Genomic DNA, 12,411 nt, shown 5'->3' with positions numbered 1-12,411 from the left:
CGCCATGATCGCCGAGGCCTGCAAACCGGCCGGCATCACCGTGGTGGACGCCGGTGCGCCCGACTTCACTCCCACCCGGCTCACCGAGGGCAAGGTCGACGCCGTCCTCGGCAGCACCGCCGCGGTGCCCGGCCCGGCGGGCTCGCTCGGCGGCGAGGCCGCGACCAGCGCGTTGCGCACCGGTAGCGGGCTCAATTTCGGACGGTTCGGCAACGGCCGTTACGATGCGATCACCGATCAGCTCGGGGCCGACGACAACGCGGCCGTACAGCTGAATCTGCTCACCGAGGCGGAGAACCTGCTGTGGGCGGAGCTGCCGAGCATCCCGTTGTTCGCCACCCCGCGCACGATCGCCTTCGGCAAGGGGCTGCGCAACGGGATCGCCGCCCCCACCCAGGCCGGATCCGGCTGGAACATGGACCGGTGGGTGCTCGAGCGGTGACCGTCGGTGTGGGTGATGGGATCATGGAGAGGTGTCGATGAGTAAGCACGCGGCGATCGAATCCGCGGACGTAGCCGCCGAACGGACCACCAAAGCCGCCGAGGTGGTCGACCGCTTGACCCGTTGGCACGACGACTTTCCCACCGCCGGTGTGCGTTTCGCGGATCTCACCCCGGTGTTCGCCGACGCCGAGGGCTTCCGCGCCGTGGTCGACTGCCTGGCCGCGTGCGCGCCCGACGCCGATCTGGTGGCGGGCGTCGACGCCCGCGGCTTCCTGCTCGGCGCCGGTGTCGCCGCATCCCTCGGCACCGGCGTGCTCGCCATCCGCAAGGCGGGCAAGCTGCCGCCGCCGGTGATCAGCCGCGAATACAGCCTCGAGTACGGCACCGCCGCGTTGGAGATTCCCGCCGACGGCATCGAATTGGCGGGCCGTCGCATCCTGTTGCTGGACGACGTGCTCGCCACCGGCGGCACGCTCGCCGCCGCCGCCGAAATCTTCAAGCAGGCGGGCGCCGAGGTGGCCGCCGCCGCGGTGGTGCTGGAACTCGGTTTCCTCGGCGGGCGCGCACGGCAGGGCGACTACCCGCTGACCTCCATCGTCCAGCTCTGAGCCATGGCCCCGATCGACGGGCGGATCGGCTGAAAACGAATCCGGCGCGCATCCAATGGGACCCGGAACGAGATCTCGCACACCGGCCGCTGTCGTACCGCTCCGTGCAGGTGGGCTTGGCGGGTATCGCGGTCGAGCACTACCTCGACCGAAGGATCACCGGCATCCGCGATGTCACCGAGGAGGCGCGGCAGCTGCGCCGGATGGTAGCCGCGGGGGAGTTGGCGGCGGCGCGGGCTCTCCCCGCGGAACGTCCCTATCCGCTCCCCGCGGCCGCCATCATCGGCGCGTCGTCCTGAAGCGGACGTGTGATCCGAATTGCACTGGCGCAATCGCCGGAGTTGTGTTTAATCTGGACAGGTCTTATCCCCGTTGATCGGAGTTCTGCCGTTGCTCATTTGAGGTAGCCACTCGTGCGGCCCGCATTCGCGCGCCGTCATTCGTCGCAACCTCCAGGAGCAGGCATGACCAATCTGTCTTTTTCCGATCTCACTTTCGGCTGGCCGGATGGCACCCCCGTTTTCGACGGCCTCGACGCCGTCCTCGGTCCCGGTCACATCGGCTTGGTGGGCGGTAACGGTGCGGGCAAATCCACTTTGCTGCGATTGATCGCAGGGGAACTGAAGCCTGTTCGCGGGTCCGTCACCGTCACCGGTCATCTCGGGTATCTGCGCCAGGATCTCGGCCTGGGTGCGGGGCAACGCGTCGATGCGGTGCTGGGCATCGCGCAGGTGCGAAAGGCATTGCACCGCATCGAGTCCGGGTCGGGCGGTGAGGCCGACTTCGATCTGGTCGGTAATCACTGGGATGTCGAGGAGCGGGCGTTGGCGTTGCTGGCCCGGCTCGGCCTGCACTACGTCGCCGACTCGGTGGAGCAGCTCGATCGCACGCTCGACACCCTCTCCGGCGGCGAGACGGTGCTGCTCGGACTGATCGCTGAGCTGCTCGCCGAGCCGGACGTGCTGCTGCTGGACGAACCGACGAACAACCTGGACCGGGTGGCGCGCGCACGCCTCTACGAGGTGGTCGGGCAGTTCTCCGGCACGGTGCTGACGGTCAGCCATGATCGTGAGCTGCTCGAGCGGATGACCTCCATCGCGGAGCTGCGCCACGGCGAATTGCGGCTGTTCGGCGGGAATTTCAGCGAGTACGAGCGGATCGTCGCCGCCGAGCAGGAAGCGGCTCGCGCCGCGATCCGCGACGCGCGCAGCGATGTCCGCAAGCAGGCCCGCGAACTCGTCGAGGCGCGTATCAAGCTGGACCGCAGGCAGCGATACGGGCAGAAGATGTGGGATCAGAAGCGCGAGCCGAAGATCATCATGAACGAACGCAAACGGCAGGCGCAGGTGTCGGCCGGCAAGCTGCGCAACAATCACATCGAGAAGCTGGACACCGCCAAGGAACAGCTCGAGCAGGCGAAGGAGCTGTTGCGCGACGATCGGGAGATCCGGGTGGAGCTACCCGGTACGCGGTTGTATCCCGGCCAGGACGTGATCGAACTGGACCGGGTCGAGCTGGCGTGCGGGCCCACGGTGACGTTGCGGGTGTCCGGTCCGGAGCGGATCGCGCTGACCGGCCGCAACGGCGTCGGCAAGACGACGTTGCTGCGGCGTATCGCGCAGGAGGGGCCGAAGGTGCCGTGGCGGATGCTGCCGCAGCGGCTGGACGTGTTCGACGAGCGGCGATCGGTCTTCGAGAACGTCGCCTCGACGGCGCCGCACGCGTCCGCGGAGCGGATCCGGGCGCAGCTGGCCCGCTTCCTGTTCCGTGGCGCGGACGCCGACGTCGCGGCCGCGGCGCTGTCGGGCGGTGAACGGTTGCGCGCGGCGCTGGCCATGCTGCTGCTGGCCGATCCGGCGCCGCGACTGCTGCTGCTGGACGAGCCGACCAACAATCTTGACCTGCCCAGCCTGGAGCACCTGACCCAGGCGCTGGCGAGCTTCGAGGGCGCGCTGATCGTGGTCAGCCACGATCCGCGTTTCCTCGACGACATCGGGGTGACTCGTCGTATCGAGCTCACCGGGGAGGGATTGGCGGAGACGCTGGTGACCTGACGGCCGGTGCCGGGCGCCGCTTCGGGCGCGGTAACCGTTCCCACGCTGTGTCCGGGGCAGAGGCCGCAGCGGTGCCCGACAGCGGTGTGTGACGAAACGCGGGAGCTGCGACCATTCCGGTCTGCACGCGCACCGGAGCCGGGCACCGGTTGGTGGTGCCCGGCGCCGGTGCGCGTCGTCGAGGTACTACCGGTAGCTCGCGCGGACGGCCGCTGTTCGCGATCCTTGACCGCCCTAGTTTTAGTCACTTACACTAAAACTAGGAGAGGACGTGATCACATGGGATACGGAAACTGGGACGACTCCGCCTACCGCGCGGCGAAGACCTTCCGCGCCGCTCGTGGCATCGACGACTTCGGCTACACCGCCGACATGCGGGCCGAGCCGCACGCCGAGTGGCGGGTGCACCCGACGCTGGATCCGCTCGGCGTCACGGTGCGCGAATGCCGGGATTCGGCCGAGCACGGCAGCTCGCTGCCCATCGCGGTGCTATTCGACGTCACCGGATCGATGGGGCGGGTGCCGCGGATCATGCAGGACAAGCTGGGGACCCTGCACGGTCTGTTGCGGCGCAAGGGCTATGCGGACGACCCGCAGATCCTGTTCGGCGCGATCGGCGACGCGGACACCGACCGCGTGCCGTTGCAGATCGGCCAGTTCGAATCCGACAACCGGATGGACGAGCAGTTACGCGCCATCTTCCTGGAGGGCGGCGGCGGTGGGCAGAAGTCCGAGAGCTACGAACTGGCCGCCTACTTCCTGGCGACGCACATCGCGACCGACGCGTGGGACAAGCGGCGCAAGAAGGGCTACCTGTTCCTGATCGGCGACGAGCTGAACAAGCCGCGGCTGGCCTCCCGCCACATCCGCGCGATCATCGGCGACAGTGTGCGCCAGGACATCTCGGTGGAATCCATCTACCGCGAGCTCGCCGGGCGCTGGCACGTGCACTACATCCTGCCCGACCAGTCCAGCTACTTCCACGACCCGGAGATCGCCGAGCACTGGCGTGATCTGCTCGGCCAGAACTTCCTGCGCCTGGACGACCCGGCCGCGGTGTGCGAACTCATCGCGCTGACGATCGGATTGGCGGAAGGGCGCGTCGACCTGGCCGCCGGACTGGCGGACTTGCGGGATGTCGGGTCCGTGGCCGAGGCCGCGTCGGTGGGCAAGGCGCTCGGGGCCGACGGCGGGCGAGCGCGGGCACTGCCGCGCGGCCGCGGTTGAAGCCGGGGCGGGCGATGTTCGGGTCGCACATCATCGTCGTGGATCTCGGTTTCGGGGACGCGGGCAAAGGCGCGACGGTCGACTGGCTCTGCGCCCCCGAGTCGGGATTCGAGGTCGCCGCCGTGGTCCGATTCAACGGTGGGGCGCAGGCGGCGCACAACGTGATCGCCGGCGGACGGCATCACACGTTCGCGCAGTTCGGATCGGGGACGTTCGCGGGCGTCCCGACACTGCTGTCGCGGCACATGCTGGTCGAACCGATCGCGCTGGCCGCCGAGGCCCGCAGGCTGGCCGCGCTGGGCGTCCGGGATCCGCTGTCGTTGTTACGGATCGACGCGCGGGCACTGCTCACCACGCCGATCCACATCGCCGCCAACCGTGCCCGCGAGGATGCGCGGGGTCGTGCGCGGCGCGGTTCGTGCGGCCGTGGGATCGGCGAGACCGCAGGGTACGCGCTGGCGCACACGGCCCCGACGGTGTCGGATTGCCTGCGACCCCGGGTACTGCGCCGCAAGCTGCGGGCGCTGGCGGCGTACTACGGGCCGCTCATCGCGTCGAGCGAACATCGTTACGAGCCGATCGTTGACCTGGTCGAGATGTACCGGGAGTTCGCCGCAGCGGTCCCGATCGTCGGCGCCGACCAGCTGGCTCGGTTCGCGCGGCGCGGCACGGTGGTGTTCGAAGGCGCCCAAGGCGTCCTGCTCGACGAGTGGCGCGGGTTCCATCCGCACACCACCTGGTCGACGGTCGAGCCGCGCAACGCGCGCGCGATGCTCGCCGAGATCGGCGCTCGCGGCTATGTGCTCGGCGTCACCCGCACCTATCAGACCCGCCACGGCGCGGGCCCTTTCCCCACCGAGGATCCGGGCCTCGCCCTGCCCGAGCCGCACAATGCGGCAGGCCACTACCAAGGCGGATTCCGTCTCGGGCACTTGGACACGGTGCTGCTGCGCTACGCCATCGAGGTCTCGGGCGGTGTCGACGGTCTCGCCGTCAACCACCTGGACGCGCCCGGAAGGCGTTACGCCGCAACCGGTTACACCGTGGACGGCGTCGCCTGGGCCCGGGTGCCCGCCGGACGCAGGCGGGACCTCGACCACCAGCGGGAGCTGACCCGGTTGCTCTCGCACGCCGAGCCCGTCCTCGCCGAAATGCCGGACGACCCGGTGCCATGGCTGGCCAGGACGCTCGGTGTGCCGGTCGTCCTCACCGCCGACGGCCCCGGCCGCCGCCACCGCACCCGCACCGCGTATCCCGTCGCGGCGTGATCGTCCGCGAAGACATTCCGCGAGACGGGTCCGCCTGCCGCGTGGCGGGTCGGGCAGGATGGGTGGCCGTGGAGCAGTCCGTTGTGTCGGTGGATGTCGTGGCGTTGCGGTTCTGGGACGAGGACGGCGGCGTCCGATTCGGGATCGCACCCCGGGCGATGGACCCGTTCGCGGGGCAGCTCGCCCTACCCGGTGTGCTGCTCGGACGGGGGGAGCGGCTGGCCGTCGCGGCGCGGCGCGCGGTGCACACCAAATTGGGCGTCCCGGAGGCCGCCATCGGCTCGGTGGGGCAATTGGTGACCTTCGACGAACCGAACCGCGACCCGCGCGGGCCGACGCTCTCGATCGCGATGTGGGCGGTGGTGGGACCGCACGAGGGTCCGGCGCGGTGGACCGCCTTCGACGAGGTGCCCGAACTGGCCTTCGACCACAATCGCATCGTCGCGGTGGGCCGCGACGTCCTGACGCGGTTGCTGTGGAAGGACCTGACGTTCACCAGGGCCCTGCTCGGCGAGGAATTTCCGGCGACCAAGGCGGTGGAGGCCGTCACAGCGCTGTCCGGAGCCCGTCCCGACGCCGCGAACCTGAACCGGACGCTGGCGGCCATCCCGGGCCTGGCACGCACCACCGAACGGCGTCGCGTCAAAGCGACCGGCCGGCCCGCGGCGGTGTGGGCCTTCGGCGCGCAGGGGTGAACGACAGGCGTCGAGGTCGATCGAAGGGCCTGCGGTCAGCGGCGCGGTGCATACATGATGATCGCGACCCCGACCAGGCAGATCGCCGCGCCCAGATAGTCCCAGCGATCGGGACGGAACTTGTCCACCAGCATGCCCCAGGCCAGCGATCCCGCGACGAAGACACCGCCGTAGGCGGCGAGAATACGGCCGAAGTTCGGGTCCGGCTGGAAGGTCGCGACGAAGCCGTAGGCGCCGAGAGCGAGAACGCCCGCGGCGATCCAGACGACGCCACGCTGTTCCCGCCAGCCCTGCCACACCAGCCAGGCGCCGCCGATCTCGGCGAGCGCGGCGAGGGCGAACAACAGCAGCGAGCGGGCGACCGTCATGGCGGGGACGGTACTTGCTCGCGATCCGTCGGACGCGGGCCAGGGGCGACCTGATAGACGGCGTAGGCGCGTCCGAGCACGGGGTAGGAGACGTTGCGCACCGGCACGCCGCCCTGAGTGCGCCCGAATTCCGTTCCCCCGTGGGCATGTCCGTGGACGGCCAGCACCGCTCCGCCCGCGTCGAGGGCCACGGCCAGATCATGGCAGCCGAGTCCGGCGTAGATCTTGGGCGGTTCACCGGCCAACGTGTCGATCACCGGCGCGAAATGCGTGAGCGCGATGCGGGTTTCGCAATCGAGCTGATCGAGGGCCTGGCGGAGGCGAAGGGCGTCGAGTGGGCCGCGGCGCACGCGGGCGCGGTGTTCGGCGGAACCCTCCTCCGGTGTGCCGGGATGGCCCGGGAAGCCGCCACTGCCGCCCATGACTCCGGCGATGCCCACCCGGATTTCCCCGATGTCGAGGCTGATCGCGGTGCCGTCCAGCACATGGACGCCCAACGCGGTGAGCTGTGCCGCGATCAGGTAACCCGATCGTTGATCGTGGTCGTGATTGCCGAGCACGGCGACCACCGGTACGGGAAGACCGTCGAGTTCGGCACAGAGCAACTCCGACTCCGCGCGGGTGCCCCCATCGGTGAGATCGCCTGCCAGTAAGAGGATGTCGGCGTTCGCGGAAAGGCGCAGGAAGTCGGGACGGAAACGTCCGGCGACCGCCGCGCGCATATGCAGGTCGCCGACGGCGGCGACGCGGAGGCATTCGGTGCTGCGCGCTGCGGTCACGACGGCCAGTCGGCCACAGCGGCGAAGGCGTGTCAAGCGATGGTGCGAAAGCCGTGCGCGACGGTCGATCGGCACACGGATCCGGAACTCGGCGTTCACCTGGCCGCGACCGGCCGTGAAGTTCGGATATAGCTTGCCGCTATTCCTTGTTCAGAGCGTGTTCAGTGAGGCTACCGACAGTGTGGCCCTCGATGAAACGTCCATGAACACTGCCGTGGCGGGCTATCGCGCCTGCCCGCCGGTCCCGCATGGTCGCGGTATGAGCCGAGCGCAACTGCTGTCCAAAGTCGTTGCCGCCGCGGCGGCCGTCTTCCTTCCGCTGGCCGCGACCGGAGTCGCCGAGGGGGAGGCTCCGACGGCCAAGGTGGTCGTGATCGGCCTGGACGGCCTGATGTACGGCAAGGTCGAGCAGGTGCGGGCGCCGAATCTGCTGCGGCTGAGCGGAGAAGGCTTGCTGAGCCGTTCCTCGATCGCTCCGCACATCACCATCTCGGGTCCGTCCTGGGCCACCGTGCTGACCGGCGTCTGGGATCGCAAACACGGCATCACCGACAACCGGTTCACCGCCGCCCCGTTCGCGCGGTACCCGACCGTGTTCACCCGGCTCGAGCGGGCTCGACCGGTGCTGAAGACCCAGTCCATCGCCACCTGGGACCAGATCGCCACCATGACCGGCAGCGGCGACCCGCGCGCCGACGTCGTCGTCTCCACCGCGCCCGTGCCGGACGACCCGGACGAGTTCCGCACCGACGCCGCCACCACGGACGCCGTGGTCGCCGCGATCGGCCGATTCGCGCCCGACCTGCTGTTCACCCATCTGGACCAAGTCGACCGCGCCGGTCACGACGCGGGCGGCGCTTCGCGTGCCTACCTGGACGCCGTCACGCGCATCGACGCTCTGGTCGGCCGCATCGTCGCCGCCGTCGACGCCCGCGCCGCCGCCCATCCCGCCGAGCGGTGGACCGTACTCGTCACCGCCGACCACGGCCACCTGCCCAGGGGCGGGCACGGCGGCCAATCCCCGGACGAGACGACCAACTTCGTCATCGCTCGCGGCCCGGACTTCCGGCCCGGCGCCACCAGTACCCGAGCGACCCTGGTCGACATCACCCCCACGGTGCTCGACCTCCTCGGCGTCGCCCCCGGCGCCGACCTCGACGGTCGCTCCCTGCGCCCCGAGCCCGGACCCGCGCGGACGGCGCTGTCCGAACCCCTGCCCGCCGCGATCCGCTGACCGGCCCTCGCCCGGCGTCGTCTCCGGGTTCTCGCGTCGACCCCCGGGTCCGATACGTCCGGGTCCACGCGCCGGGCAAACTCGCCCGGGATGCAGTCGAAGGGTTGATTGTCGCAGGTGAGACGACATATCAGTGGTGGTGGTTCGCAGGATGGCTACCGCGTCCGGCGCGTCATCGGCATCCGGTATGGGACGGTTGTCAGGAGTAGTCCGGACCTCGGCGTGGCCGCGCGCGTTCTTCGTCGCGACACCCTCGTGCGCATCCTGGGTTCGCGGAGCGGACGTCGCTGCTGCGCCCGGACTAAAGTTGGTGGTCCGGGAGGTTGCACCGGTCGGATAGGGTGGTCCGATCGAGGCGCGGAGAGGTGGTGGCATGACTCAGCATCTGGGCGAGGCGAAAGTCGAGCAATCGACGTCGGGCCCGCAGCCGAACGGTGCGGGCGCCACCGACGCCGCGAAACCGCAGACGCCGGCGAACGCGACGCCTCCGCGGCAGCCCGGCACCTCTTCCGCGGTCCCGACCTCGGCTTCGCGCCGGGTGCGGGCGCGCTTGGCCCGCCGCATGACCGGTCAGCGCGGGATCGCCGCGGTCAAGCCGGTGCTCGAGCCACTGGCCACCGTGCACCGCGAGCTGTACCCGAAGGCCAACCTGACGCTGCTGCAGCGCGCGTTCGACGTGGCCGACGAGCGGCACAAGCATCAGTTCCGCAAATCGGGTGATCCCTACATCACCCATCCGCTCGCCGTGGCCAACATCCTCGCCGAACTGGGCATGGACACCACCACGCTGGTGGCCGCTCTCCTGCACGACACGGTGGAGGACACCGGCTACAGCCTCGAACAGCTCACCCAGGACTTCGGCTCCGAGGTCGCCCACCTCGTCGACGGCGTCACCAAGCTGGACAAGGTCAATCTGGGCGCCGCCGCCGAGGCGGAGACCATCCGCAAGATGATCATCGCGATGGCCCGCGACCCGCGCGTTCTGGTGATCAAGGTGGCCGACCGGCTGCACAACATGCGCACCATGCGTTTCCTGCCACCGGAGAAGCAGGCGAAGAAGGCCAAGGAGACGCTGGAGGTCATCGCTCCGCTCGCCCATCGCCTCGGTATGGCGACGGTGAAATGGGAGCTGGAGGACCTCGCCTTCGCGATCCTGCACCCGAAGAAATACGACGAGATCGTCCGGCTGGTCGCCGACCGCGCGCCCTCGCGCGACACCTACCTGGCGAAGGTGCGGGCCGAGATCGTCAACACGCTGGCCGCCTCCCGGATCAACGCGATCGTCGAGGGCCGCCCGAAGCACTACTGGTCGATCTACCAGAAGATGATCGTCAAGGGTAAGGACTTCGACGACATCCACGACCTGGTCGGCATCCGCATCCTCTGCGACGAGGTGCGCGACTGCTACGCCGCCGTCGGCGTCGTGCACTCGCTGTGGCAGCCCATGGCGGGCCGGTTCAAGGACTACATCGCCCAGCCGCGCTACGGCGTCTACCAGTCGCTGCACACCACCGTGGTCGGACCGGACGGCAAGCCCCTGGAGGTGCAGATCCGCACCCAGGACATGCACCGCACCGCGGAGTTCGGCATCGCCGCGCACTGGCGCTACAAGGAGACCCGCGGCAAGCACTCCAACGACACCGCCGAGGTCGACGACATGGCGTGGATGCGCCAGTTGCTGGACTGGCAGCGGGAGGCCGCGGACCCGGCCGAGTTCCTGGAGTCGCTGCGCTTCGACCTGAAATCGCCGGAGATCTTCGTGTTCACGCCGAAGGGCGACGTGATCACGCTGCCCCAGAAGTCGACGCCGGTGGACTTCGCCTATGCCGTGCACACCGAGGTGGGGCACCGCTGCATCGGCGCCCGGGTGAACGGGCGGCTGGTCGCGCTCGAGCGTCAGCTGGAGAACGGCGAGGTCGTCGAGGTGTTCACCTCCAAGGCGCAGAACGCAGGGCCCAGCCGTGACTGGCAGAACTTCGTGGTGTCCCCGCGCGCCAAGGCGAAGATTCGCCAATGGTTCGCCAAAGAGCGCCGCGAGGAGGCGCTGGAGAGCGGCAAGGACCAGATCTCCAAGGAGGTCCGCCGCGTCGGGCTTCCGCTGCAGCGGTTGATGAGCGTCGACGCGATGACCGCGGTGGCCCACGAGCTGCACTACACCGACATCTCCACGCTCTACACCGCCGTCGGCGAGCACCAGGTCTCCGCGCACCACGTGGTGCAGCGGTTGATGGCGCAGCTCGGTGGCATCGGCGACGTGGAGAACGAGCTGGCCGAGCGCTCCACCCCGTCGACGACCCCGAGCAGGCAGCGGGTCACCGGTGACGCGGGCGTGCTGATCCCCGGCGCTACGGGCACCGTCGCCAAGCTGGCGAAGTGCTGCACTCCGGTGCCCGGCGACGAGATCATGGGCTTCGTGACCCGCGGTGGCGCGGTGAGCGTGCACCGCACCGACTGCACGAACGCCGGTTCCCTGCGGGAGCAGGCCGAGCGGATCATCGAGGTGTCCTGGGCGCCGTCGCCGTCCTCGGTGTTCCTGGTCGCCATCCAGATCGAGGCGCTCGATCGCACGCGGCTGCTGTCGGACGTGACCAAGGTGCTGGCCGACGAGAAGGTCAACATCCTGTCCGCGTCGGTGGCCACGCACGGCGACCGGGTGGCGATCAGCAAGTTCACCTTCGAGATGGGCGATCCGAAACACTTGGGTCACCTGCTGAATGTGGTGCGCAACGTGGAGGGCGTCTACGACGTCTACCGCGTCACCTCCGCTGCTTGATCATTCGCACCTCGACCCGCGAGTAGCTGTCAAATAGCGGACGGCTCAAGGTGTTTCGGTTGCCGCGACGCGGGTTTTCGGGCTTGCCATCGGGGGCGGACTGTCGGAAACTTGTCGGACTGAAACCGGGAACGCGCCAGGGTATGGTGCGTTCATTTCGGTGTGTCGTGGAAGTTTTCCGTCGATGCGGCAGTAATAGCCGGAATCTGTTACCGTCTATTGCGTTTCATGGCGTTGAGGTACCTGCGGCAGACGACTTGATTGCGGATCGCTATGACTGGATACACGGCAAGACTCTCGGGGATGCTGGTAGCACTCGCCGTGGCTGTGGCGACCGCCGGTGTCGCCGCGGCGGAGCCGTCGGATCCCGCCGGGCCCTCCACGCAGATCCGTCTCGCGACCTGTCCCGCGTTGTACGCCTTGGGGATTCAGGGCACCGGTGAGTCCTCGCCGGACGCCGCGCCCAGCACCGACACGGGCATGCTCTCCACTGTTTTCCGGCCGATGATGGCGAAAGCTCCCGAAACCGGTCTGGTCGACCGGGCTTACGTGCCATACGAATCCGGATTCGGCGGGGCGACAGCCGGTGGCGTGGTGCCTTATTGGGATTCGGTGTCCGGCGGCCTCACCCGTTTGCGGAGCATGGCCGAGACCGTCGCCGACGCGTGCCCGAACAGTCGTTTCGCGGTGGTCGGCTACTCGCAGGGCGCGCATGTCGCGTCGATGTTCGCGCAGGAGATCGGCCAGGGCCGCGGCGTGCTGCCCGCCGAGCGGGTCGCCGCGGTCGCGTTGTTCGCCGATCCGACCCGCAATCCCGGCGCACCGCTGTTTCCCGGCGCGCCGGGCAAGGCGACACCGGACCCCGCGCCGGGAACCTCGGGCGACCGGCTGGAATCCCTCGCCGCGCTGCCGCAGACTCCCGCCACCGGCGGTGGCATCGGCCCGGAACGCGACAAGGCAG

The 12,411-nt window shown here is 69.3% G+C and carries 11 protein-coding genes and 1 pseudogene; 10 read left to right on the top strand and 2 right to left on the bottom strand.

Going from position 1 to position 12,411, the window contains the following annotated elements; translation table 11 throughout:
* The 7 genes and pseudogenes from ON29_RS17930 to ON29_RS17900 all read left to right on the top strand — a co-directional run.
* Positions 1-442 (top strand): annotated as a pseudogene (locus ON29_RS17930) (ABC transporter substrate-binding protein); the annotation flags it as partial.
* Positions 443-479: 37 nt separating this feature from the next.
* On the top strand, positions 480-1,052 hold the full coding sequence (locus ON29_RS17925) for an adenine phosphoribosyltransferase (RefSeq protein WP_051175335.1): 573 nt from the start codon (positions 480-482) through the stop codon (positions 1,050-1,052).
* Positions 1,049-1,351 carry a DUF4291 family protein gene (locus ON29_RS34855; protein WP_083863712.1) on the top strand — a complete coding sequence of 101 codons (303 nt, stop codon included), beginning with the start codon at positions 1,049-1,051 and terminating at the stop codon, positions 1,349-1,351. The genes ON29_RS17925 and ON29_RS34855 overlap by 4 nt, the downstream gene beginning before the upstream one ends.
* 165 nt (positions 1,352-1,516) lie before the next feature.
* Positions 1,517-3,106, top strand: coding sequence for an ABC-F family ATP-binding cassette domain-containing protein (locus ON29_RS17915; RefSeq protein WP_040867687.1), 1,590 nt, complete (start codon positions 1,517-1,519; stop codon positions 3,104-3,106).
* A gap of 279 nt (positions 3,107-3,385) precedes the next feature.
* Complete coding sequence (locus ON29_RS17910) at positions 3,386-4,333, top strand: hypothetical protein (protein WP_040867686.1); 948 nt, start codon at positions 3,386-3,388, stop codon at positions 4,331-4,333.
* A gap of 14 nt (positions 4,334-4,347) precedes the next feature.
* The gene (locus tag ON29_RS17905) at positions 4,348-5,601 is read left to right on the top strand and encodes an adenylosuccinate synthetase (RefSeq protein WP_040867683.1); all 1,254 of its coding nucleotides are present in this window, start codon (positions 4,348-4,350) and stop codon (positions 5,599-5,601) included.
* Between the two features lie 68 nt (positions 5,602-5,669).
* Entirely contained in the window at positions 5,670-6,296 is a 627-nt protein-coding gene (locus ON29_RS17900; protein ID WP_040867693.1) for an NUDIX hydrolase, read from the top strand.
* Between the two features lie 35 nt (positions 6,297-6,331).
* Here the strand turns inward: ON29_RS17900 and ON29_RS17895 are convergent, their stop codons facing one another.
* The gene (locus ON29_RS17895; RefSeq protein ID WP_040867681.1) at positions 6,332-6,664 is read right to left on the bottom strand and encodes a YnfA family protein; all 333 of its coding nucleotides are present in this window, start codon (positions 6,662-6,664) and stop codon (positions 6,332-6,334) included.
* A complete protein-coding gene (locus ON29_RS17890) occupies positions 6,661-7,443 on the bottom strand; it encodes a metallophosphoesterase family protein (RefSeq protein WP_281032548.1) in 783 nt (260 codons plus the stop codon). Before ON29_RS17890 ends, ON29_RS17895 begins: the two co-directional genes overlap by 4 nt.
* A gap of 259 nt (positions 7,444-7,702) precedes the next feature.
* Here ON29_RS17890 and ON29_RS17885 point away from each other — a divergent pair, with 259 nt between their 5' ends.
* The 3 genes from ON29_RS17885 to ON29_RS17875 all read left to right on the top strand — a co-directional run.
* Complete coding sequence (locus ON29_RS17885; RefSeq protein ID WP_083863709.1) at positions 7,703-8,677, top strand: alkaline phosphatase family protein; 975 nt, start codon at positions 7,703-7,705, stop codon at positions 8,675-8,677.
* A 373-nt stretch (positions 8,678-9,050) separates the two neighbouring features.
* The gene (locus tag ON29_RS17880; protein WP_040867679.1) at positions 9,051-11,450 is read left to right on the top strand and encodes a RelA/SpoT family protein; all 2,400 of its coding nucleotides are present in this window, start codon (positions 9,051-9,053) and stop codon (positions 11,448-11,450) included.
* Between the two features lie 303 nt (positions 11,451-11,753).
* On the top strand, positions 11,754-12,411 hold a 658-nt coding region (locus ON29_RS17875; protein WP_157172821.1), incomplete at its 3' end, for a cutinase family protein.

It is taken from the genome of Nocardia exalbida NBRC 100660 (assembly GCF_000308575.1).
In the GTDB taxonomy this organism is placed as follows: Bacteria; Actinomycetota; Actinomycetes; order Mycobacteriales; family Mycobacteriaceae; genus Nocardia; species Nocardia exalbida.
This window is presented reverse-complemented; position numbering and strand designations above follow the sequence as displayed.